Genomic DNA, 22,094 nt, shown 5'->3' on the forward strand with positions numbered 1-22,094 from the left:
TGCCACCTCAGCGGAACGCGCGACCGCCGCCTCGGTCGTATGACCAGCACGCGCTGGTTGTCCGCGCTGAGGGCATTGCCCATCGGCACACCGCCTTAAGAGATGTTCGGGTTGCACCAGGAGTTCAGGCGCGGGCAGTTGACGGAGCCGTCGTAGGCCAGGCGCGTGCGCCAGCGGTGCCGTAGCGATAGCCATGGCCTTAGGCGTATGGCGGGGTGCCGGAGTCGGTGGCGATGTCGTGGCGCGCGCCCTGCAGATGGCAGATCTCGCGGGCGCAGCTGTAGTCGCCGGTGGCGCGATCCCAGTACATCGCGGCGAACCCGATAGCGGCGCACGCCAAGCGGCGATCCTTCGGGACCGTCCGCGCCCGCCTGCGGGTGCAGCCGTCCGCTTCGCCGCGCGCCAGCACGCCGCTCAGCCTGAGCCGGCCTGGCGCTGCAAGGCGAGCAGTTCGTCCTCGTCGAAGCCGGCCAGCAGCCGCGCCGGTAGGTTGAACGGGCCGTGCAGGTAGCCGCCGGCGTAGTCGCGCAGCAGCTCGGCGAACCGCGCGCGCGGCTCGATCCCGGCGCGTGCGCAATACCAGCGGTACCAGCGCGAGCCGGCGGCGACATGCGCCACTTCCTCGCGCAGGATCAGTTCCAGGATCTCGACCGTGGCGGCGTCGCCGAGCGCGCGCAACTTCACGATCATGCCCGGGGTCACGTCCAGCCCGCGCGCCTCCAGCACGCGCGGCACCAGGGCCATGCGCGCCAGGCCGTCGTGCGCGGTCTTCTCGCACATCTCCCACAGCCCGTTGTGCGCGGCGAAATCGCCGTAATCGTGGCCCAGCGCGCGCAGCCGGTCGCGCAGCAGCGCGAAGTGGCGCGCTTCGTCGGCGGCCACCGCCACCCAATCGGCGTAGAACGCGTCGGGCAGCCCGCGGAAGCGGTACACCGCGTCCCAGGCCAGATCGATCGCGTTCAGTTCGATGTGGGCGATCGCATGGATGAAGGCGGCGCGGCCTTCGGCGCTGCCCAGGCCGCGCCGCGGCAGTTCGCGCGGATGCACCAGCAGCGGCCGCGGCGGACGCCCGGGCATGCGGATCGGCTCAGGGTCTGCGGCATCCGCCGGCACGCGCAGCGCGCCGGCGGCGAACGCGGCGGCGTAGCGTCGGGTCAGTGCGACCTTGTCCTCGGGCGCGCTGGCGGCCAGGCACAGCCGCGCCGCGTGCAGCAGGTCCCCGCCGGCGGGCGCGTCGTGCATGCGTGCGCAGGGCCGCGTCAGGCGCGGCGCTTCTTCTTCGCTTCTTCCGAACGCAGCTGCATGATGCGCTCGAAGTAGCCCGGCTCGATGCCGGTGGTGTACTCGCCGTTGAAGCACGAGGAATCGAATGTCTTCAGCTCCGGGTTGCCCTCGCGCACCGCGGTCTCCAGGTCTTCCAGGTCCTGGTAGATCAGCCAGTCGCAGCCGAGGAATTCCTGGATCTCCTGCTCGCTGCGGCCATGCGCGATCAATTCCTCGGCGGCGGGCATGTCGATGCCGTAGATGTTCGGGTAGCGCACCGGCGGCGCGGCGCTGGCCAGGTACACCTTGCGCGCGCCGGCCTCGCGCGCCATCTGCACGATCTGCCGGCTGGTGGTGCCGCGCACGATCGAATCGTCGACCAGCAGCACCACCCGGTTGCGGAATTCCAGGTGGATCGGGTTGAGCTTGCGGCGCACCGACTTCACCCGCTCGACCTGCCCCGGCATGATGAAGGTGCGGCCGACGTAGCGGTTCTTGACGAAGCCCTCGCGGTACTTCACCCCGAGCACGTTAGACATCTCCAGCGCGGCATCGCGCGAGGTGTCCGGGATCGGGATGATGGTGTCGATGTCGTGGTCCGGGCGCAGGCGCAGGATCTTCTCGCCCAGTTTCATGCCCATGCGCATGCGCGCCTTGTGCACCGAGACGTTGTCGATCATCGAGTCCGGGCGCGCGAAGTACACGTACTCGAAGATGCACGGGGTGTGGTCGGTGGGCGAGGCGCAGACTTCGGAGAACAGCTCGCCGCGGCCGGTGATCACCAGCGCTTCGCCGGGGCGCACGTCGCGCAGGCGGGTGAAGCCGAGGATGTCCAGCGCCGAGGACTCGGAGGCGACGATGTACTCGTCGCCTTCCACGCTCTCGCGCTTGCCCAGCACCAGCGGACGGATGCCGTGCGGGTCGCGGAACGCCACCAGGCCCAGGCCCAGCACCACGCTGACCACCGCATAGCCGCCCTTGCAGCGGCGGTGCACGCCAGCCACCGCGCGGATCGCCGCTTCCGGGGTCAGCATGCGCTGCGCGTCCAGCTCGTAGGCGAACACGTTCAGCAGCACTTCGCTATCCGAATCGGTGTTGATGTTGCGCCGGTCGGCCTCGAATACCTGCTGGCGCAGCGCCTCGGTGTTGATCAGGTTGCCGTTGTGCGCCAGCGCGATGCCGTAGGGCGAGTTGACGTAGAACGGCTGCGCCTCGTCCATGCCTTCCGAGCCGGCGGTAGGATAGCGGCAATGGGCGATGCCGACCCGGCCTTCCAGCACCGCCATGCGCTTCTCGTCGAAGACGTCGCGGACCAGGCCGTTGGCCTTCTGCACGCGCAGGCGGGTGCCATCGGCGGTGGCGATGCCTGCGGCATCCTGGCCGCGGTGCTGCAGCACGGCCAGGCCGTCATACAGTTGCGCCGCGACATTCTGGTTGCCGACGATTCCGACGATGCCACACATTTGAACGCTCTCCGCGGCGACTGCGCCGCTATTGGGAAGGTGGCCGTGCCTGGCCGTTGGATTCGACCCGTGCCGGGTCGTTTGCTGCCGGACGCGCCTGCGCCGGATCGATGTTCGCAGGCAGGACCTGAGTCGGATCGCCGCCAGGCTGGGTCGATCGGGTCGCCGGACGGCCCAGGACCTTGGACATCACATCCTGCAGGCCGCTGCCGGACAGGGCATTGCCCAAGGCGGCATTATCGCCTGCCGCGGGCAACTTGCCCAAATCCATCTGAGGCATGTTCATCTGCTGCAGGTTCATCTGCGACATATTCAGTTGCGGGATCTGCGGCATGTGCCAGTCCGGCAGCTGCGCGCGCATCCAGCGCACGCCGGGGCTGAGCATCGGCAGCACCACCGACTGGCGCCAGGCAGGCTCGCGGGTCAGCGGGGTGAAGCTCATCAGCAGCACCAGCACCGCGGCGAAGAATCCGCCGCGCAGCGTCCCCAGGCCGAAGCCAAGCGCGCGGTCGGTGCCGGACAGCGCGGTGGCGCGGACCGCGCTGCGGATCACCATGCCGGTGATGCCGACCACCGCCATCGTCACCACGAAGGTCAGCGCGTAGCCGCCAAAGTAATAGGTCATGCTCGGATGCGCGCCGTCGGCCAGCCAGCGCCCTGCATCGCCGCCGAACTGGAAGGTAGCCCAGCCGGACAGCAGCCACGACAGCGTGCCGACCACGATGCCGACGAAGCCGCGCAGCGCGCCAAGCAACGCCGAGACCAGGATCACCGCCAGCAGCACCATATCGATCATGCGTACCTCCCGCGGCTGCACCGCGCCATGGCGGCGGCAGCGCGCCGCAATCCCCTTCCCTGGTACATGCTTGCGACTCCGAGGGCCGAAGCCCGGTTCAAGGGTGTGGACGTACCATACCGCTGATACCGACCTTCGAGGCAACCTGCCCGCGCAGTTGTTCGGCTTCGGCACGATTGGCGACCGGGCCGACCCGCACCCGGTTCAAGGCACCCTTGTCGGTGCGCACCTGTTCGACGAAGGCGCTGAACCCCGCGGCGCGGACCTTGTCGCGCAACGCATTGGCATCCTCGGCCTTGCCGAACGCGCCCAGCTGCACCGCGAAGCCGGTACCGGACGCGGCCGGCACGCTCGGCACGCTCGGCGCCGGCTTGGCCGCGGCGACCGGAACCGGCGTCGCTGCCGGCTTGGCCGGCTCGGGCTTGGCCAGCTCGGGCTTGGGCTGTTCCGGCTTGGGCGCGGCGGGCACAGCCGGCTTGGACGCGGCCACTGGTTTGGCCGGCTCCGGCGGCAAGGCTTCGGTCTTGGCCGGCGCCGCGCTCGCGGCCGGCGTCGCGGCGGCCGCCACCGCGGACGCGCTCGGCGCGTCCAGGGTCACCACCTGGGCATTGACGTCGTTGCGCACCTTCACCGCCTGCAGCCGCACCGACTCGGCCTGGGCGCGATCGGCGTAGGGGCCGATGCGCACGCGCCAGGCCTGGCGCCCGCCGATCGTGGCCGCCTCGCGGAAGCCCGGCAGTTGCGCCTGCTTGAGCCGCGCGATCACCGCATCGGCGTCGGCCTGGGTGGAATAGGCGCCGAAATTGACCGCGTAATTGCCAGCGGCCACGGTCGCCGGCAACGGCTGCGCGGCGCTGCCGGCCGCGGCCGGGGTGGCCAGGTCGGCGGCATCGGGATTGTCCTGCACCGGCGCCGGCGGCGGGGCCGGCGCGCTGGCCATGCCCACGGCACCGCCGCTGGGCGCGTCACCCGGCGTCACCAGCGGCAATTCGCGGGTCTGGAACTGGCCGTCGGCCGGGGCGTCCGGGGCCTTCAGCGGAACATTGGCGACGCCGCTGTCGGGCGCAGGGCCCTTGACCAGCATCGGCAGGAAGATCACGGCGAGCGCCACCAGGACAAGGGCGCCAATCAGTCGCTGTTTCAGGACGGTATCCACGGAAAGCTTGAGGGGGCGGCATGGCGGAGTGCCGCAGCGATTATAAGGTCGGGCCGGCTGCCGTCGGGGTCAGCCGGCTGAATGCAGCCAGTGCAAGGCGTCGGCCGCGGTGTGGAACGAGCCGAATACCAGCACCCGGTCGCCCGGCCGCGCCTGCGCCAGGGCCTGCTGCAACGCCTGCGCCACGCTGTCGGCGAGCGCGGCGGCGGCGGCGTCGGTGCCGGCCAGGCGCGCCTGCAACTGCGCGCCGCTCTGGCCGCGTGCGCCGGACAGCCCGGCCAGATGCCAGGCAGCGACCTGCCCGGCCAGCGCCTGCACCACACCTGCCGCGTCCTTGTCGTCCAGGGCAGCGAACACCGCGCGGGTGGCGCCGCTGCAGGGCTGCGCCTGCAGCGCCGCGGCCAGTTCGCGTGCGGCCTGCGGGTTGTGGCCGACATCGACCAGCACCTCCACCCCGTTGCGCGCGAAAGGCTGCAGCCGTCCGCGCAGCTGCGCGGCGGCGATGCCCTCGGCATAGGCGGTGCGCGGCAAGGCCTTGCGCAGCGCGCGCAAGGCGGCGATGGCGGTGGCGGCGTTGACGCGCTGCACCGGCGCACGCAGCTGCGGCGACGGCAGCTCCAGTTCGGTGCCGACGTCGCGCCAGCGCCACCGTTCGGCGTCGATCGGCTCATGGAAGAAGTCGCTGCCGGCGCGGATCGCGTTGGCGCCGATCGCATAGGCGTGGCGCAGCACGCTCGACGGCGGATCGATCTCGCCCAGCACCAGCGGCTTCCATGGCCGCGCGATACCGGCCTTCTCCGCACCGATCGCTTCGCGGTCGCTGCCCAGCCAGTCGGTATGGTCGATATCGACGGTGGTGATCACCGCCACGTCGACATCGACCAGGTTGACCGCATCCAGGCGTCCGCCAAGGCCCACTTCCAGCACCGCCAGGTCCAGCTCGGCCTGCTGCAACAGCCACAGCGCGGCCAGCGTGCCGTATTCAAAATAAGTCAGCGGGGTGTCGCCGCGCACGGCCTCCACCGCGGCGAAGCCAGCCACCAGTTGCGCGTCGCTGGCCTCTTCGCCGCCGACGCGGACGCGCTCGTTGTAGCGCAGCAGGTGCGGCGAGGTGTAGCTGCCCACCGCCCAGCCGCCGGCGCGCGCGATCGCCTCGACGAAGGCCACGGTCGAGCCCTTGCCGTTGGTGCCGCCGATGGTGATGACCTTCTTCGCCGGCCGCGCCAGGCGCATGCGCGCGGCCACCGCGCGCACGCGCTCCAGGCCCATCGCGATGTCCTGCGGGTGCTGCTGCTCGATGTAGGCGAGCCATTCGGGGAGGGTTTTCATCTGCCTATTTTCAGCCTTTCGATGAGGCGCATTGGATCATCCGCTCGCCTCGTAGAAGCAACAGCTTTCGCGCTAGGCGCGAGTCACTTTTCTTTGCTTGTGCAAAGAAAAGTAACCAAAAGAAAGCACACACGGGCGACGCGCCCTCCGCGCTTCGCGCTCCGGGTCCGCACGTGGCACCTGGGCATTTTTCGAAGGCACATCCATGTACCTACGAAAAACGGCGCGCATCGTGCGCGCCGCCCCTTCGGGGTATTCGCCCAGACCACGTGCCGCGTCTCACGGGACCCAAAAAGCAAAGCAAAAGCTAAAGAAGCAAAAGCAAACCGTGCACTAGGCTAGGACTCGGAACTGCAATCCAGATGTGCGGATTTTGCCGTTGCCTACAGCGCCCGGTGCTTGGCCTCGCCGAAGAACGGGGTGTGGTGCGCGCAGTCGTTCAGCCGCACCACTTCCAGATGCTCCACGTCCGGGCCTTCCAACAGGTTCAGCGTGGTCGGCGCCTGGCGGAAGCTCCACAGCTTGGCGATCGGCAGGCCCAGCACCCGGCACAGGATCACCCGGTTGACCGCATCGTGCGCCACCACCAGTAAGGTGTCGTACTCGCCCAGACCCTCGGCGGCGCGGGTCAGGCCGCGCCAGGAACGATCCAGCACCTGGCGCAGCGATTCGCCACCCGGCATCAGCACCGTGTCCGGCTCCTCGCGCCAGGCGCGCAACCGCGCCGGATCCTTGTCGTTGATCTCGCTGGCGAGCAGCCCTTCCCATTCGCCATGGGCGATCTCCTGCAAGTCGGGATCGGTCAGCAGCATCGCCTCGCGCTCCGCACCCAGCGCGTAGCGGGCGGTGCTCTGCGCGCGCGACAGCGGCGAGGCCACCGCGCGGGTCAGCGGCACTTCGCGCAGGCGTGCACCGAGTGCCTGCGCCTGCGCTTCGCCGACCGGCGACAAGGCGATGTCGATCTGGCCCTGGTAGCGGCCTTCGGCGTTCCACGGGGTTTCGCCGTGACGAGCGAGCAGGATGCGCATGCGCTGGAATTCCGTTGGGGGAGAGGTTTCCGTCTCGCGAGCGAAAACGGAGCGGCATGATACCTGCTCCGTCGCCGAAAACCCCCGAACCGCATCCCGCTCCGCCGCCGCCTCACTCCGCGTTTAGCGACGGGCAGGTCGCGCGGTGGCGGCGCAGGCCGCCACCATGCCAGGCGCGGTTACCGCGCCAGGTTCAGCTCCTTCAGCAGCCGCGGCGCCGGCGCCACTTCCTGCATGATCCAGTGCAGGTAGCGCGTATCGACCGCGATCATCCGGGTCATGGCCGGGTCGAACACCCAGTTGGAACTCACCGACTCCCAGTTGCCATCGAACGCCAGCCCGACCAGCTTGCCCTGCGCATCGAGCACCGGCGAGCCGGAGTTGCCGCCGGTGATGTCCAGGTCGGACAGGAAATCGACCGGCACCGAGCCCAGTCGCTTGTCCTCCAGCCCGCCGTAGCGCTTGGCCCTGGCCGCGTCGAGCAGCGCCTTGGGCGAATCGAACGGGTCGGCACCGGTGTCCTTGGCCAGCACGCCTTGCAGCGTGGTGAACGGGGTGTAGGCCACACCGTCCTTGGGGGTATAGCCCTTGACGTTGCCGAAGGTGATGCGCAACGAGGAGTTGGCGTCCGGATAGACCGACTCGCCCTGGCTCTTCTTGTAGTCGGCCAAGGCCTGCAGGTAACGCGGACGCGCCAGCAGTTCCTCGCCTTGGCGGCGCTTTTCCTCGCGTTCGATCTGCAGCAGCGCCGGCATCAGCGCCACCGCATAGCGCAGCGCCGGGTCGTCGCTGGACTCGAACGCGGCGCGATCGGCATGCAACCACTGCAGGCGTTCGTCGGTGCTGCCCAGCTTGGTGCCGGCCAGCCGCGCGGCGGCGGCCTGCGCATCGGCGCCGGCCAGCCACTGGTCCAGCGCCGGCAGCCGCTGCGCCTTCGGCAGCTTCAGATACTGGTCGAACCAGTAGCGCTGCAATTGGCTGTCCATGGCGGCGACGTAACGGCGCTCCATCTGCTTCTGCGCGCCCTCGATCTCCGGCAGGTCGCGCTCCTGGTAGCCGGGCTCGCGCTCGGCGTCGGGCTTGGCCCGCTCGATCGACACGCGGTACAGCGACAACGCGCTGCCGAGCACGCCGGTGCGGCGCATCTGGCGCAGAATCAGGTCGCGGTCGCGGGTGGCCTTGGCCTGCTCGTCCAGCGCCAGCAGCTGCGCATGCGCCTGCAGCGCGGCGCGGCCATCGCGGCCCTGGCGCTTGAGCCAGGCCAGCACCGCGCGTTCCTCGGCCTGCTTCTGCGCGGCCGCGTCGATGCGCTTGAAGCCTTCCAACTGCCCTTCGTAGTTCTTGGCGACGTTGTTCCAGCTGGCCATCGTCGCGGCGTACTTCACCTGGATGTCCGGGTCCTGCTTGCCGGCCTGCTCCACCAGCGCGATCAGGTCGCGGTACTGGCGCGCGGCAGTGGGATAGGCCCAGCCGGCGGTGGCGTCGAATTCCGAGGCCAGCGCATAGCGGTTGGTGCGGCCCGGATAGCCGGCCACCATCACGAAGTCGCCGGCGCCCAGCGGCTGGTCGGCGAACTTGAGGAAATGCCTGGGCTGGTACGGCACGTTGTCCTTGGCGTAGGCCGCCGGCTTGCCGTCCTTGCCGACATAGGCGCGGTAGAACGAGAAATCGCCGGTATGGCGCGGCCACATCCAGTTGTCGACATCGCCGCCGAACTTGCCGATCCCCGACGGCGGCGCGTAGGCCAGACGCACGTCGCGGATCTCCAGGGTGCGGAACAGCCGGTAGGTATTGCCGCCGGCGAAGCTGTACAGCTCGCAACGGTAGCCGGCCTCGGCTTCGCAGGCCGCGACCTGGGCCTTGTCGAAGGCCTCCAGCGCCTGGGTACGCTTGAGCGCGTCGTTGCCGGCGGCGTCCATCGCGGTCTTGGCCTGTTCGGTGACATCGCCGATACGGTCGAGCACGTAGATGCGCGCGTTCGGCCCGGCGCTGAGTTCGGCGCCGTTGCTGGCCGCGCTGAAACCGTCGCGGATCAGGTTCTTCTGCGGCGTGGAATTGAGCTGGATCGCGCCGTAGGCGCAGTGATGGTTGGTCACCACCAGGCCTTGCGGGGAGACGAAGCTGGCGGTGCAGCCGCCCAGCGACACCACCGCGCCCATCGGATCGCCGGTCAGGTCGGCCAGTTGCTGCGGTGACAGCTTCAACCCGGCCTGCTGCAGCGGGCCGGCGATATCCGGCAATTGCTGCGGGACCCACATGCCTTCGCCGGCATGGGCGGCCGGGACACAGGTCAGGGTGGTGGCGACGGCGACAGCCAGCAGAGTCGAGCGCATCGAATGGATTCCTTCGCGACAGGCATGAAATAGACGTTAGAGTGTAACGAATGCAACCGATGCCGCGACCATGACCAACGGCACCCCGAACGCGCCGCAACATGGCCGCATCAACGAGCGGCTTATACTTCGCGCCCTCTCAACCCCGAGTCTCGCACCGCCATGGCGCAAACGATGAAGGCGCTGGTCAAGCGCGACGCAGCCAAGGGCATCTGGCTGGAGCAGGTGCCGGTGCCGGCGCCTGGCCCCAACGAGGTGCTGATCAAGCTCGAGAAGACCGCGATCTGCGGCACCGACCTGCACATCTATCTGTGGGACGAGTGGAGCCAGCGCACGATCAAGCCCGGCCTGACCATCGGCCACGAGTTCGTCGGCCGCATCGCCGAACTCGGCTCGGCAGTCAGCGGCTACCAGGTCGGCCAGCGCGTCTCGGCCGAAGGCCACATCGTCTGCGGACATTGCCGCAACTGCCGCGGCGGGCGCCCGCACCTGTGCCCGAACACGGTCGGCATCGGCGTCAACGTCAACGGCGCCTTCGCCGAATACATGGTGATGCCGGCCTCCAACCTGTGGCCGATCCCGGACCAGATCCCGTCCGAGCTGGCCGCGTTCTTCGATCCGTACGGCAACGCCGCGCACTGCGCGCTGGAGTTCGACGTGATCGGCGAGGACGTGCTGATCACCGGCGCCGGCCCGATCGGCATCATCGCCGCCGGCATCTGCAAGCACATCGGCGCGCGCAACGTGGTGGTCACCGACGTCAACGACTTTCGCCTCAAGCTCGCCGCCGACATGGGCGCCACGCGCGTGGTCAACGTCGCCAACACCTCGCTGAAAGAGGTGATGGCCGACCTGCACATGGAAGGCTTCGACGTGGGCCTGGAGATGAGCGGCAACCCGCGCGCGTTCAACGACATGCTCGACTGCATGTACCACGGCGGCAAGATCGCCATGCTCGGCATCATGCCGCGCGGCGCCGGCTGCGACTGGGACAAGATCATCTTCAAGGGTCTGACCGTGCAGGGCATCTACGGCCGCAAGATGTACGAGACCTGGTACAAGATGACCCAGCTGGTGCTGTCCGGCTTCCCGCTCGGCAAGGTGCTGACCCACCAGCTGACCATCGACGAGTTCCAGAAGGGCTTCGACCTGATGGAAGAAGGCAAGGCCGGCAAGGTGGTGTTGAGCTGGTGAGGTCCGGCGCGGCGGCGCTGCTGCCGCACGCTGCGCCGCCAGGGCCTGCAGCATCGGCCCTGGCGAGCGTACAAAAAGAAGGGCGCCAAACAAGGCGCCCTTCTTCGTTCGCGACGGTATTGCGCGTATCAGAACGCGATCGTGCCCGAGACCACGAAGCGGTGGTCGGCCAACTTCTTGCTGAAGTTCTGGTTGCCCTTCTCGTCGGTGTCGTAGTAGCCCACGCTCAGCGCCAGCGGACCGACCATCTTGCCGACGCTGACGTTGTAGTCGGTGTAGTCCCGGTACTGAGTCAACGCGCTGGCATAGGTGGTGCGGCCGACGTGCGCGCCGATGCTGAACTCGTTCGGCAGCGCCCAGTTTCCGTCCAGCGCGTAGTAGAAGCTGTCCTCGTCCAGGCCGTAGACGTCGTCGGTGTAGGCGACGGTCAGCGCGTAGGTCTTGAGGAACTTGGTCTTGGTGATCAGTTCGTTGTAGTTGGAACCGCCGGCGCCGGGATAGCCGTAGCGGTTGACCATCACGTCGAAGTTCCAGTTCTCGGAGAAATCGACGTTGTAGCCGATGAAGCCGTCCACTTCCCAATCCGGGTCGCCGGCGCCGACATCGACGTTGGAGCCCCAGGTGCCGACGTACAGGCCGAACGGCGAGGTGTAAGTGACGCCGGCCTGGAACGCGGGGCGTTCGTTGGTCTGCGACACGCCACGGAACACGTAGTCGCTGACCACGCCATAGGAGCCGGTAATCGGCGAGGCAGCGGCCTCGTCCTGGGCCAACGCACTCAGTGGGGCGGCGGCCAGCGCCACGGCCAGGGCGACACCAAGCTTGATCTTGTTCACCGGTCATTCTCCTACGGGTTGACGAGGGGGTGGTTCCAGCGCGCACTGCAATGCTGGCTTCACACTTTTTTAACCGGTTTTTTCTTGCAGTGCAACACTTTCAAGACAAACCAAGTCAGCGCAGGCCTTGCCGCTGCGGGCTTCGGGTCAATGTTTGTCTACGCCATGCGCCAGCGGCCAAGCCTGCGCCCAGAGCCCGGCGGGCTTTTATTTGCTTGCGGACAGGAACGTGTAGGAGAGGCTTCAGCCGCGACCGGCGTTACCGATAAAGCCCGTCGCGACTGAAGTCGCTCCTACGCCGAGCCGGCGCGCCGATTCGAATCCGCTAGCTGCGCTGCTGCGCGAACAGGCCGAAGCGTCGTGCGCTCAGCTGCAGCACCTGGCCCGGCGCGTAACGGGTGGCGCCCTCGCCCGCCGGCAACTCCACTTCCACTTCGTCCTGGCCATGCGCCAGTTGCGCGCGCAGGCGCAGGCGCGAACCGCTGCGCTGCGAGGACAGCACCGTCGCCGCCCAGCCGCTGTCGCTGGGCGCCAGGTCTTCCGGGCGCACGTACAGATCGACCGGGCCGCTGGACAGCGATGTGTCCGGCGCCCGCAGCGCCAGGCCGGCGACCTGCAACTGGCCGTCGTGCAGGTGCGCCGGCAGCCGGTTGACCGCGCCGACGAAGCCGTACACGAACGGCGACACCGGGCGGTCGTAGACGTCGGCCGGACTGCCGAGCTGCTCGATGCGCCCGCGGTTGAGGATCGCCACGCGGTCGGCCAGTTCCAGCGCCTCTTCCTGGTCGTGGGTGACGAACACGGTGGTCAGTCCGGTGCGGTCGTGCAGCTCGCGCAGCCAGCGCCGCAGGTCGCGCCGCACCTGCGCGTCGAGCGCGCCGAACGGTTCGTCCAGCAGCAGCACGCGCGGCTCGATCGCCAGCGCGCGCGCCAGGGCGACGCGCTGGCGCTGGCCGCCGGACAGCTGGGTCGGGTAGCGCGCCTCCAGCCCGTCCAGTTGCACCAGCGCGAGCAGTTCGGTCACCCGCGCACGGATCGCCGACTCGGCCAGGCGCTCGGCGCCGCGGCGCACGCGCAGGCCGAAGGCGATGTTGTCGCGCACGGTCATGTGCCGGAACAGCGCGTAGTGCTGGAACACGAAGCCGACCCGGCGCGACTGTACCGGCAGCCCGGTCGCGTCCTCGCCGTCGATGAGCACGCGCCCGGCATCGGCATGCTCCAGCCCGGCGATCACCCGCAGCAAGGTGGTCTTGCCCGAGCCGGACGGCCCCAGCAGCGCCAGCAATTCGCCCTGGCGGATGTCCAGGCTGACGTCGTCGAGCGCGACGAACGCGTCGAAACGCTTGCCCAGGTGCTGTACGCGGATGGTCATCGCAACCTCAGTGTCGGTGATTGGCGGCCAGCGATTCGCCGTGGCGCCATTCCAGATAGGACTTCAGCGCCAGGGTCAGCAGCGCGGTCAGCGCCAGCAGGCTGGCGCAGGCGAACGCGGCGCTGTAGGCGTACTCGTTGTAGAGGATCTCCACGTGCAGCGGCAGCGTATTAGTGCGCCCGCGGATATGCCCGGACACCACCGACACCGCGCCGAACTCGCCCATCGCCCGCGCACTGCACAGCAGCACGCCGTACAACAGGCCCCAGCGGATGTTGGGCATGGTCACCCGCCAGAACATCTGCCAGCCGTTGGCGCCCAGGCTCAGCGCCGCCAGTTCCTCGTCGCTGCCCTGCTGCTCCATCAGCGGCATCAGCTCGCGGGCGATGAACGGGAAGGTGACGAAGGTCGTCGCCAGCACGATGCCGGGCAGCGCGAACACGATCCGCGGCAGTTGCAGCAGCACCTCGCCGAACACCGGTAGGTGCAGCCGCCAGCCTTCGTCGATCAGCGGCCAGGCCCAGCCGCTGCGACCGAAGATCAGGATGAAGACCAGGCCGGCGACCACCGGCGACACCGAGAATGGCAGGTCGATCAGGCTCACCAGCAGGCGCTTGCCGGGAAAGCGGTGCTTGCTCACCGCCCACGCCGCGGCCACGCCGAACAACAGGTTCAACGGCACCACGATCGCGGTCACCAGCAGGGTCAGGCGGATCGCCGCCAGCGCATCCGGATCGCAGACGGCGCGCCAGAACACGCCGACGCCGCCGCGCAGCGCTTCGACGAACACCAGCAGCAGCGGCAGGAACAGGAACGACAGCAGGAAGCCCAGCGCGCCGAGGATCAGCAACACCTGCACCCACCACGGCTCGGTGGTGACCGAGGCGGCGCGGCGGCAGGCAGCGGGCGGCGATGCGCTCAACGCAGTCTCCGAAAACGAGAGGGGCAAGCTGGACACGGTATCGTTCATCTCAATGCGCCGCCAGGCCGCGGCGCGCGAAGCGCGCCTGCACGCCATTGACCACCAGCAGCATCAGCAAGGACAGCAGCAGCATCGCCGCGGCGATCGCGGTGGCGCCGGCATAGTCGAATTCCTCCAGGCGGATGGTGATCAGCAGCGGTGCGATCTCGGTCGCGTTGGGCAGGTTGCCGGCGATGAAGATCACCGAGCCGTATTCGCCGATGCCGCGCGCGAAAGCCAGCGCGAATCCGGTCAGCACCGCCGGCCACAGCGCCGGCAGCACCACGCGGCGGATGGTCTGCCAGCGGCCGGCGCCGAGCGTGGCGGCGGCCTCTTCCACGTCGCGTTCGGCCTCGGCCAGCACCGGCTGCACGATCCGCACCACGAACGGCAGCCCGACGAACACCAGCGCCACCACGATGCCGAGCTGGGTGTAGGCGATCTTCAGCCCCAGCGGTTCCAGCCAGCGGCCGACCCAGCCGTTGCCGCCGTACAGCGCGGTCAACGCGATGCCGGCCACCGCGGTCGGCAGCGCGAACGGCAGGTCGATCATCGCGTCGAACAGGCGCTTGCCGGGGAAGCGGTAACGCACGAACACCCAGGCCACCCAGGTGCCCATCACCGCGTTGAACGCAGCGGCGACGAAGGCGGTGCCGAAGCTGACCCGCAGCGCCGACAGCACCCGCGGTTCGCTCCACACCTGCCACACGCCATGCCAGCCCAGGCCGCTGGTCTTGAGCACCACGCCCAGCAGCGGGATCAGCACCACCAGCCCCAGCCAGGTCAGGGTGATGCCCAGGCTCAGACCGAGTCCGGGGATCACTCTGCGCCGCGACGGAGCGCGCGGGGCCGCGGCGGCATTCACTCCCATCGCGTCACTTGCTCGCCTGGATCTGGTCGAACAGGCCGCCGTCGTTGAAGTGCTCGGCCTGGGCCTTGGCCCAGGAGCCGAACGCCTGGTCGATGGTGACCAGCTGCACCTTCGGCAGGCGCGCGATGTCGGCGCGGTCGGCGTATTCGGGATGGCGCGGGCGGTAGTAGTGCCTGGCCGCGATCTTCTGCCCTTCCGGCGAATACAGGTACTTCAGGTAGTCCTCGGCGACGTCGCGGGTGCCGTGCTTGTCCACGTTCCTGTCGACCACCGCCACCGACGGCTCGGCCAGGATCGACAGCTTCGGCACCACGATCTCGAACTTGTCCTTGCCCAGTTCCTCCTGCGCCAGGAACGCCTCGTTCTCCCAGGCCAGCAGTACGTCGCCGATGCCGCGCTGGACGAAGGTGGTGGTGGCGCCGCGCGCGCCGGTGTCCAGCACCGGCACGTTGCGGAACAGCGCGCGCATGTAGCCGAGGATGCGCTCGCGGTCGCCCTTAAAAATATGGTCGGCGTAGGCCCAGGCAGCCAGGTAGTTCCAGCGTGCGCCGCCGGAGGTCTTCGGGTTCGGGGTGATCACCGACACGCCGGTACGCAGCAGGTCCGGCCAGTCCTTGATCTGTTTCGGGTTGCCCTTGCGCACCAGGAACACGATGGTGGAGGTGTACGGCGCGCTGTTGTCGGGCAGGCGCTTGGCCCAGCCCGGATCGATCAGCTTGCCCTTGTCAGCGATCGCGTCGACGTCGTAGGCCAGCGCCAGCGTCACCACGTCGGCCTCGACCCCGTCGATGACCGAGCGCGCCTGCTTGCCGGAACCGCCGTGCGAGGTCTCCACGCTGACCTTGTCGCCGCTGTGGGTCTGCTCCCAGTGCTTGACGAAGGCGGCGTTGTAGTCACGGTACAGCTCGCGCGTGGGATCGTAGGACACATTGAGCAGCTGCACGTCGCGCGCGGCAGCGCCGCCGGCGAACGCGCACAGTACGAGCGCGAGCAGCGGGCTGAATCGGCGCGGCAGGAGGCAGGGCATGGACGGATCTCCGGAAGATGGGTCGAGGCACGGGCGGTCCGGCCATGCGACCACGGCCAGTGCGCCATGCTGCGCAGCCGCATTCGTGCGGTGAAATGACTTCGCCGCCGATACTGATGCCATTTGTGCATGACGCCCGCTGACCTTCGCACATGCCGCGTTAAAATCTTTGCTTCTTTCGCCTGCGCGTGCCCGTCATGACCGATTCCCGCCTCACCCAGCACTACGCCGACGCACTGGATGCGATCCGCGCGCAGGGCCTGTTCAAGTCCGAGCGCATCATCGTCGGCCCGCAGGCGGCGGAGATCGTGCTGGCCGACGGCCGCCGCGTGCTCAACTTCTGCGCCAACAACTACCTGGGCCTGGCCGACCACCCGGCGCTGATCGCCGCGGCCAAGGACGCGCTGGACACCCATGGCTTCGGCATGGCCTCGGTACGCTTCATCTGCGGCACCCAGGACCTGCACAAGCAGCTGGAAGCGCGCATCGGCGAGTTCTTCGGCACCGAGGACACCATCCTTTACGCCGCCTGCTTCGACGCCAACGGCGGCCTGTTCGAGCCACTGCTCGGCGAAGCCGATGCGGTCATCTCCGACGCGCTCAACCATGCCTCGATCATCGACGGCGTGCGCCTGTGCAAGGCCAAGCGGTTCCGCTACGCCAACTGCGATATGGCCGACCTGGAAGCGCAGCTGCAGGCCGCCGACGCGGCCGGCTGCAAGACCAAGCTGATCACCAGCGACGGCGTGTTCTCGATGGACGGCTTCATCGCCCCGCTCGACCAGATCACCGCGCTGGCGCGCAGGTACAACGCGCTGGTGCATATCGACGAGTGCCACGCCACCGGCTTCCTCGGCGCCAGCGGGCGCGGCTCGGCCGAGGTCAAGGGCGTGATGGACCGGATCGACATCTTCACCGGCACCCTGGGCAAGGCCATGGGCGGCGCGCTGGGCGGCTTCACCACCGGCCGGCGCGAGGTGATCGAACTGTTGCGCCAGCGCTCACGCCCCTACCTGTTCTCCAACTCGCTGCCGCCACATGTGGTCGCCGCCGGGATCAAGGCCTTCGCGATGCTGGACGCGGCCGACGAGCTGCGCGCGCAACTGGTCGAGAACACCCGCCACTTCCGCGAGCGCATGGGCGCGGCCGGCTTCGACATCAAGCCCGGCACCCACCCGATCTGCCCGGTGATGCTGTACGACGCGCCGCTGGCGCAGCGCTTCGCCGAGCGGCTGCTGCAGGAAGGCATCTACGCGATCGGCTTCTTCTTCCCGGTGGTACCCAATGGGCAAGCGCGGATCCGCACCCAGATCAGCGCCGCGCATACCCGCGAACAGCTGGACCGGGCGATCGACGCGTTCGTGCGGATCGGGCGCGAGTTGGGAGTGATTGGGTAAGAATTCGGGACTCGGGACTCGGGACTCGGGACTCGGGACTCGGGACTCGGGACTCGGGACTCGGGACTCGGGACTCGGGACTCGGGACTCGGGACTCGGGACTCCAGGGCAGGGTCTTTGGCGCCGCTTCCGTGTCAAGTGTTTTTTGAATTCTCGTGCGGGATCAGCATGAACAGTGCGCCACGCGTACAGGGCCGAGCCAGCGCCTTTACGAGTCCCGAGTCCCCGGTCCCGAGTCCCGACCAACTAATCCCTCCACTTCCGCCAAACTCAACTCACGCCACGCGCCCTTGCCCAGTTCGCCCAGCGCCAGGCCGCCGATCGCCACCCGCACCAGGCGCAGCACGCCCAGATCGAGTTCGGCCAGCAGGCGCCGGATCTGCCGGTTGCGGCCCTCGTCCAGTACCACTTCCAGCCAGGCGTGCTTGTCGCCCTGGCGCAGCAGCCGCGCTTGCTTGGCGCGCAGCGGCTCGCCGTCGGCGATCACGCCAGCGCACATACGCGCCAGCAGCGCCGCGTCGGGCAGCGCATCGACCTGCACGTGATAGGTCTTGTCAGGGCCGCTGGCCGGGTCGGCGATCCGCGCTGCCCATTGCGGGTCGTTGCAGAACAGCAGCAAGCCTTCGCTGGCCTTGTCCAGGCGCCCGACCGGGGCCAGCCAGGGCAAGCCGGCGCCGTCGAAACAACGGTAGACGGTGTCGCGGCCACGCTCGTCCTGCGCGGTGGTAACCAGGCCGCGCGGCTTGTTGAGCATCAGGTACAGGCGCTGCATCGCTGCCAGCGCCACGCCATCGAGCGCCAGCCGGTGGCGGCCGCGCAGAATCGGGAATTCGGGATCGGTGACGGTGCGGCCATCGACCGCGACGCGGCCGGCGGCGATCCAGCGCGTGGCCTCGGTGCGCGAACACAGGCCGAGCTTGGACAGGGTACGCGCCAGGCCGTGGCGGGCTTCGCCGGACGCCGTGGCGCGCGGCGATCGCCCAGCATTGGCCGCTGGCACCGAGGTGCGCGATGCGCGGCGGCAGGAACGCGAAGGAGGTTTCACCGCTCGCGCTTCGCTACGCAGGCGCTGTTGCGACCGCGCGCAGCGTTTACTGCGTGTCGACCGGCGCGGCCGCGTCGGGCGCCGTTGCCGCGGCAGGCACTGCGGCAGGCAGCGGACGCGCCTTGACCACACGCACGCCGCGCGCCTTCATCCACGCGTCGAACTCTTCGGCGGTCATGCGCTTGCCGTTCTGGCTCATGTCGAAGCGCCACGGGGTGTTGTCGAATGCGGTGGTCGGCTTGTAGGCGGCCGGATCGTTCGGCTTTACCGCAGCACCGCCCGGCATCGCGTTGGCCAGGCTCTGGCAACCCTCGGCGCGCAGCCGCACCAGCACCCGGTCCAGCGACTGGTCGCTGCTGTAGGACTGCGCCAGCACGCCGCTGGGCATGCCCAGTTGCAGGTTGCGCGTAGACAGCTCCGAAGCGATCGGCGCGCCGACCGTGGCCGGCAGCGGCAGCGACTTGGGCAGCACATCGCCGGAACAATCCGGTGCGGCATGGGCGGCAGGAATCAAGGCAAGACCAAGCAAGCCGGCCATAACGATACGCAGCATCGGTTTTTTCCATTCAGGCGAGACGACGCCGCGAGTGTAGGCAGGGCCAGGCGCAGTTTCAACCAATACCGGCACTGCATGCGCTAAATAATTGGGAAGGCTGAAAAAGTTCAGCTTGGCAAAGAGCTTTTTGCCGCCCCCTGTAGGAGCGGCTTCAGCCGCGACATTGGCCTTTCCGGAGAGGACCTGTCGCGGCTGAAGCCGCTCCTACAGAAGCGCGCAATGTTTTCCACACGCACAAAAACAAAGCCCGGCGCGAGGCCGGGCTTTGCTTGAAGCATGAAGCGTCCGATCAGTTCTGGACGTTCAGCTCGGTACGACGGTTCTTCGCACGGCCTTCCGGGTTGTCCGAACCATCCGGGTTGGTGTTCGGCGCAATCGGGCGGCTCTCGCCGTAACCGATCGGACCGACCAGACGCGAAGCGTCCACGCCGTTCTTGGTCAGGTAGTCATACACGGTGGTCGCACGACGCTCGGACAGCTTCTGGTTGTAAGCGTCGGTACCCTTCGAGTCGGTGTGACCGGCAACCTCGACCTTCAGGTCGGGGTAACGCTTCAGGATCTCGGTGGCTTCGCTCAGGATCGCGATCGCGTCAGGACGCAAAGTCGACTTGTTGAAGTCGAAGTTGACGCCCTTCAGGTCGATCGACACCGGCACCGGGCAACCGTCCGGACCGATGGTCTGGCCAGGCTGGGAGGTCGGGCACTTGTCGTCGCAGTTGTTGACGCCGTCGCCGTCGTCGTCCAGATCCGCACAGCTCGGAGCAGCGGTCGGAGCCGGAGCGGCAACCGGGGCAGCCGGCGGCGGGCCGAGCGGGATCACGACGCCGACCGAAGCCAGCACGTCGCCGAACCAGTTCTCGGACGGAGCGGCAACGCTCTTGTCGTCGAAGTCAGCGCGGTAGGCCACTTCGGCACGCACGGCAACGCGCTTGTCGAAGGTGGTCTGCAGACCGACGCCGGCCTTGGCGGCAAAGTTGCCGTCCTTGCGCTGACCCGGGGACACGGCGCCGCCGGTGTCGAACTCTTCTTCCGAACGCTGATAGCCCAGACCGAACAGCAGGTACGGGTTCCAGCCACGGCCTTCCTGGATGAAGTGGCGACGCAGGTCGAACGAGATGCCGTACTGGCTCCAGTTCAGGTCCTGGTTGGCGTCGAAGTTCGGGTTCTGATAGTTCAGTTCACCGTCGATCGACCAGTTCGGGCTGACGAACTTGCCCAGACCCAGGGTGACGAACGGGGCGTCGTTGGTCAGACGGTCGTTGTCCTGGAAATTGAAACCGGCCGAACCGGTCAGGTACCAGCGGTCGTCGAATTCCTGTGCGGACGCTGCCTGGGCGACGGCCAGACCGCCCAGCAACGCGGCGGTGAGAATTTTCTTGTTCATTAATACAGCTCCTTGTTTCGGGGATATAAAAACCGATAGGGCATGGTTCAGTACAGATGTCTCGTCACATCCAGACGGCCGTTCCGCACGCCATCGCCGCGCACATTATGCTCGGCAAGGTGAAGACGGCGTTAACGGGCACGTAACATGTGAAACCCACGACCAGCCCTTAGGTGGTCGTGGATACACCGTATACAGCTTCATGAAATGATGCAATGCGGCGTTTGCGGCCCCCGTCAGCGCTTGTAGACAGTGTCTCGGTTCTGCGCGGCCGCCTCACTCCAGCCGCTCCTACGGCGGCGGCTCCACCAGCTGAACCTGCATGAACTCGACGAAGGCGCGTACCCGCGGCGGCACCAGCCGGCGCTGCGGCATCACCGCGTGGATGCCGGTCTCGGCGAGCGTGTACTGCGGCAGGACCTGGCGCAGCTGCCCACGGCGCAGGTGCTCGGCCACATGCCAAACCGAATACAGGGCAATGCCCTGGCCGTTCAGCGCCGCATCGCGCAGCACTTCGCTGAAGTTGGACTCCAGCGGACCGCCGACCTTGACCGCCACCTCGCCCTCGGCGCCGAGCAGGCGCCATATGTCCTGGCGGCCTTCGGCGCCGGTCAGCAGCAAGCAGGCGTGCGCGGCCAGGTCCGCTGGGGTGGCCGGTTCGCCGTGGCGGCGCAGGTAGTCGGGCGCGGCGCACAGCACCCGGCGGTTGCCGGCCAGGCGCCGCGCCACCAGGCTGGAATCGCGCAGCGCGCCGATGCGGATCGCCAGATCGAAGCCTTCGCTGACCAGATCCACCACGTTGTCGCTCAGGTGCACGCTCAGCCGCATCTGCGGATACAGGGCCATGAACTGCGGCAGCAGCGCCGACACGTGCTGGCGCCCGAACGAGGCCGACAGGGTCACCCGCAAGGTGCCGGCGGCGCTGCGGCCGGCTTCGCGCAGGCCGCCGGCCTGCGACTCCAGGTCCTCGACCAACGCACGGCCCTGGGCAGCCAGTTGCGCTGATGGCGGCGCGGGTACTCACCTCGCTGGCGCACGGCACCTTCTTCGGCGTCGGCGCGGTGGTCGCCACCGGCCTGATGGCGCTGCAACGCAAGGCCTCGGCGATCGCGACCATGTTCACCGGGCTCACCGTCGCCACCCTGCTGGAGTGCCGGCCGGCGCCTGGCTGGGCCTGCAGTTCGGCTGGCGCGCGACGTTCTGGGCGGTGGCCGCGATCGGCCTGCTGGCCACCGTGGTGATCGCCGCGCTGGTCCCGGCCAGCGACGACGCGACGCCCGCGCCGTCGCTGCGCGCCGAATTGCATGCGTTCAGCCGCGCGCCGGTCTTGCTTGGCCTGGCCACGACCGTGCTCGGCTATGCCGATGTGTTCACCGTCTACACCTACATCCGGCACCGGCGATGGTGCTGGGGGTCGGGCTGCTCGGGGTGGCCGCGTTCGCCACGGTGGCGCCGCTGCAACTGTGGGTGCTGGGCAAGGCAGGCGACGCCGGACGGCATCTGGCGTCGAGCCTGAACATCGGCGCGTTCAACCTGGGCCAATGCGCTGGGCGCCTGGCTCGGCAGGCTGGTGATCGGCCATGGCGGCAGCCTGGCGCAGTCCTTGGTGCTGCTGATCGGCATCAACGACATCAGTGGGTACGCCACGCCGTTCGCGCCGGACGATGCGCCGGTCTCCGCACAGGAGCTGATCGCCGGGTATCAGCAACTGCTGCAGCGTGCGCAGGCGCGCGGCCTGCGCGTGATCGGCGCCACACTGACCCCGTTCGAGGGCGCATTGCCGGACACGACGATCCGCGGTTACTACCCGCGTAGACAAGGAGCACGTGCGCCAGCAGGTCAATGCGTGGATACGCGATGGCAACGGTTTCGATGCGATCATCGATTTCGACGCCCTGCTCCGCGACCCCGCGCACCCTACCCGCATGCTGCCCGCGTTCGATTCCGGCGATCACCTGCACCCCGGCGACGCCGGCTATGCCGCCATGGCCGAGGCCGCCGCGCGCGTGCTCAACCACGCCACCGATGCGCATCCCGTCGTTGCTGCGCCACGCTGATCGCAGCCCCCTTCCGTTCCCCCGCA

At 68.4% G+C, this 22,094-nt stretch carries 19 protein-coding genes and 2 pseudogenes; 4 read left to right on the plus strand and 17 right to left on the minus strand.

The genetic code is table 11. The annotated features are described in order from the left end of the window. Positions 1–98 precede the first annotated feature (98 nt). The 8 genes and pseudogenes from ISN38_RS20165 to ISN38_RS06065 form a co-directional block, all read right to left on the minus strand. Positions 99–331: pseudogene (locus ISN38_RS20165) on the minus strand (peptidyl-Asp metalloendopeptidase); the annotation flags it as partial. Between the two features lie 83 nt (positions 332–414). Beyond that, positions 415–1,242: a ferritin-like domain-containing protein gene (locus ISN38_RS06035; RefSeq protein WP_003470548.1), complete on the minus strand. Its 828-nt coding sequence runs from the start codon at positions 1,240–1,242 to the stop codon at positions 415–417. Between the two features lie 17 nt (positions 1,243–1,259). Further along, positions 1,260–2,726, minus strand: coding sequence for an amidophosphoribosyltransferase (gene purF, locus ISN38_RS06040; RefSeq protein WP_003470549.1), 1,467 nt, complete (start codon positions 2,724–2,726; stop codon positions 1,260–1,262). A 28-nt stretch (positions 2,727–2,754) separates the two neighbouring features. Further along, positions 2,755–3,522: a CvpA family protein gene (locus ISN38_RS06045; RefSeq protein WP_003470551.1), complete on the minus strand. Its 768-nt coding sequence runs from the start codon at positions 3,520–3,522 to the stop codon at positions 2,755–2,757. 97 nt (positions 3,523–3,619) lie between these two features. Then, positions 3,620–4,678 (minus strand): SPOR domain-containing protein, encoded by a 1,059-nt coding sequence (locus ISN38_RS06050; RefSeq protein WP_058362080.1) that lies wholly within the window; start codon positions 4,676–4,678, stop codon positions 3,620–3,622. Between the two features lie 69 nt (positions 4,679–4,747). After that, entirely contained in the window at positions 4,748–6,007 is a 1,260-nt protein-coding gene (gene folC, locus ISN38_RS06055) for a bifunctional tetrahydrofolate synthase/dihydrofolate synthase (RefSeq protein WP_206712105.1), read from the minus strand. A gap of 383 nt (positions 6,008–6,390) precedes the next feature. Continuing rightward, the gene (locus ISN38_RS06060) at positions 6,391–7,035 is read right to left on the minus strand and encodes a histidine phosphatase family protein (RefSeq protein ID WP_003470559.1); all 645 of its coding nucleotides are present in this window, start codon (positions 7,033–7,035) and stop codon (positions 6,391–6,393) included. 179 nt (positions 7,036–7,214) lie between these two features. Continuing rightward, the gene (locus tag ISN38_RS06065) at positions 7,215–9,368 is read right to left on the minus strand and encodes a S46 family peptidase (RefSeq protein ID WP_003470562.1); all 2,154 of its coding nucleotides are present in this window, start codon (positions 9,366–9,368) and stop codon (positions 7,215–7,217) included. A gap of 162 nt (positions 9,369–9,530) precedes the next feature. Here ISN38_RS06065 and tdh point away from each other — a divergent pair, with 162 nt between their 5' ends. Further along, positions 9,531–10,562 carry an L-threonine 3-dehydrogenase gene (gene tdh / locus ISN38_RS06070; protein WP_038238771.1) on the plus strand — a complete coding sequence of 344 codons (1,032 nt, stop codon included), beginning with the start codon at positions 9,531–9,533 and terminating at the stop codon, positions 10,560–10,562. A gap of 128 nt (positions 10,563–10,690) precedes the next feature. On the opposite strand, the gene ISN38_RS06075 is transcribed toward tdh, so the two are convergent. From ISN38_RS06075 to ISN38_RS06095, 5 genes are all read right to left on the minus strand, one after another. After that, the gene (locus ISN38_RS06075) at positions 10,691–11,398 is read right to left on the minus strand and encodes a TorF family putative porin (RefSeq protein WP_003470566.1); all 708 of its coding nucleotides are present in this window, start codon (positions 11,396–11,398) and stop codon (positions 10,691–10,693) included. 325 nt (positions 11,399–11,723) lie between these two features. Continuing rightward, a complete protein-coding gene (locus tag ISN38_RS06080) occupies positions 11,724–12,770 on the minus strand; it encodes a sulfate/molybdate ABC transporter ATP-binding protein (protein WP_047324589.1) in 1,047 nt (348 codons plus the stop codon). 7 nt (positions 12,771–12,777) lie between these two features. Then, positions 12,778–13,740: a sulfate ABC transporter permease subunit CysW gene (gene cysW, locus ISN38_RS06085; RefSeq protein ID WP_206712106.1), complete on the minus strand. Its 963-nt coding sequence runs from the start codon at positions 13,738–13,740 to the stop codon at positions 12,778–12,780. A gap of 1 nt (position 13,741) precedes the next feature. Further along, complete coding sequence (gene cysT / locus ISN38_RS06090; RefSeq protein WP_038238777.1) at positions 13,742–14,602, minus strand: sulfate ABC transporter permease subunit CysT; 861 nt, start codon at positions 14,600–14,602, stop codon at positions 13,742–13,744. 4 nt (positions 14,603–14,606) lie between these two features. Continuing rightward, positions 14,607–15,629, minus strand: a complete 1,023-nt coding sequence (locus ISN38_RS06095; protein ID WP_047324587.1) for a sulfate ABC transporter substrate-binding protein — start codon at positions 15,627–15,629, stop codon at positions 14,607–14,609. A 197-nt stretch (positions 15,630–15,826) separates the two neighbouring features. Here ISN38_RS06095 and kbl point away from each other — a divergent pair, with 197 nt between their 5' ends. Further along, entirely contained in the window at positions 15,827–17,026 is a 1,200-nt protein-coding gene (gene kbl / locus ISN38_RS06100) for a glycine C-acetyltransferase (protein WP_058358948.1), read from the plus strand. A gap of 208 nt (positions 17,027–17,234) precedes the next feature. Here the strand turns inward: kbl and ISN38_RS06105 are convergent, their stop codons facing one another. From ISN38_RS06105 to ISN38_RS06120, 4 genes are all read right to left on the minus strand, one after another. Further along, positions 17,235–18,026, minus strand: coding sequence for a pseudouridine synthase (locus ISN38_RS06105; protein WP_003470576.1), 792 nt, complete (start codon positions 18,024–18,026; stop codon positions 17,235–17,237). A 91-nt stretch (positions 18,027–18,117) separates the two neighbouring features. After that, complete coding sequence (locus tag ISN38_RS06110) at positions 18,118–18,624, minus strand: hypothetical protein (RefSeq protein WP_058358949.1); 507 nt, start codon at positions 18,622–18,624, stop codon at positions 18,118–18,120. 292 nt (positions 18,625–18,916) lie between these two features. After that, positions 18,917–20,011: an OmpA family protein gene (locus tag ISN38_RS06115; RefSeq protein ID WP_003470580.1), complete on the minus strand. Its 1,095-nt coding sequence runs from the start codon at positions 20,009–20,011 to the stop codon at positions 18,917–18,919. Positions 20,012–20,302: 291 nt separating this feature from the next. Further along, positions 20,303–20,986, minus strand: a complete 684-nt coding sequence (locus ISN38_RS06120) for a substrate binding domain-containing protein (protein ID WP_399507176.1) — start codon at positions 20,984–20,986, stop codon at positions 20,303–20,305. A gap of 23 nt (positions 20,987–21,009) precedes the next feature. Between ISN38_RS06120 and ISN38_RS20170 the strand changes: the two are divergent. Together ISN38_RS20170 and ISN38_RS06130 are read left to right on the plus strand one after the other, a co-directional pair. After that, positions 21,010–21,587 (plus strand): annotated as a pseudogene (locus ISN38_RS20170) (MFS transporter); the annotation flags it as partial. A 250-nt stretch (positions 21,588–21,837) separates the two neighbouring features. Beyond that, positions 21,838–22,068, plus strand: coding sequence for an SGNH/GDSL hydrolase family protein (locus ISN38_RS06130; protein WP_003470585.1), 231 nt, complete (start codon positions 21,838–21,840; stop codon positions 22,066–22,068). The last annotated feature ends 26 nt before the right edge of the window (positions 22,069–22,094 follow it).

The sequence above is a fragment of the Xanthomonas translucens pv. undulosa genome (genome assembly GCF_017301775.1).
In the GTDB taxonomy this organism is placed as follows: domain Bacteria; phylum Pseudomonadota; class Gammaproteobacteria; order Xanthomonadales; family Xanthomonadaceae; genus Xanthomonas_A; species Xanthomonas_A translucens.

What these genes read in the sequence shown, in the direction of transcription:
- ISN38_RS06035 (WP_003470548.1), bottom strand. Translation starts at nt 1,242, where the DNA reads ATGCACGACGCGCCCGCCGGCGGGGACCTGCTGCACGCGGCGCGGCTG.
- purF (WP_003470549.1), bottom strand. Translation starts at nt 2,726, where the DNA reads ATGTGTGGCATCGTCGGAATCGTCGGCAACCAGAATGTCGCGGCGCAA.
- ISN38_RS06045 (WP_003470551.1), bottom strand. Translation starts at nt 3,522, where the DNA reads ATGATCGATATGGTGCTGCTGGCGGTGATCCTGGTCTCGGCGTTGCTT.
- folC (WP_206712105.1), bottom strand. Translation starts at nt 6,007, where the DNA reads ATGAAAACCCTCCCCGAATGGCTCGCCTACATCGAGCAGCAGCACCCG.
- ISN38_RS06060 (WP_003470559.1), bottom strand. Translation starts at nt 7,035, where the DNA reads ATGCGCATCCTGCTCGCTCGTCACGGCGAAACCCCGTGGAACGCCGAA.
- ISN38_RS06065 (WP_003470562.1), bottom strand. Translation starts at nt 9,368, where the DNA reads ATGCGCTCGACTCTGCTGGCTGTCGCCGTCGCCACCACCCTGACCTGT.
- tdh (WP_038238771.1), top strand. Translation starts at nt 9,531, where the DNA reads ATGGCGCAAACGATGAAGGCGCTGGTCAAGCGCGACGCAGCCAAGGGC.
- ISN38_RS06080 (WP_047324589.1), bottom strand. Translation starts at nt 12,770, where the DNA reads ATGACCATCCGCGTACAGCACCTGGGCAAGCGTTTCGACGCGTTCGTC.
- cysW (WP_206712106.1), bottom strand. Translation starts at nt 13,740, where the DNA reads ATGAACGATACCGTGTCCAGCTTGCCCCTCTCGTTTTCGGAGACTGCG.
- cysT (WP_038238777.1), bottom strand. Translation starts at nt 14,602, where the DNA reads ATGGGAGTGAATGCCGCCGCGGCCCCGCGCGCTCCGTCGCGGCGCAGA.
- ISN38_RS06095 (WP_047324587.1), bottom strand. Translation starts at nt 15,629, where the DNA reads ATGCCCTGCCTCCTGCCGCGCCGATTCAGCCCGCTGCTCGCGCTCGTA.
- kbl (WP_058358948.1), top strand. Translation starts at nt 15,827, where the DNA reads ATGACCGATTCCCGCCTCACCCAGCACTACGCCGACGCACTGGATGCG.
- ISN38_RS06110 (WP_058358949.1), bottom strand. Translation starts at nt 18,624, where the DNA reads ATGCTGCGTATCGTTATGGCCGGCTTGCTTGGTCTTGCCTTGATTCCT.
- ISN38_RS06115 (WP_003470580.1), bottom strand. Translation starts at nt 20,011, where the DNA reads ATGAACAAGAAAATTCTCACCGCCGCGTTGCTGGGCGGTCTGGCCGTC.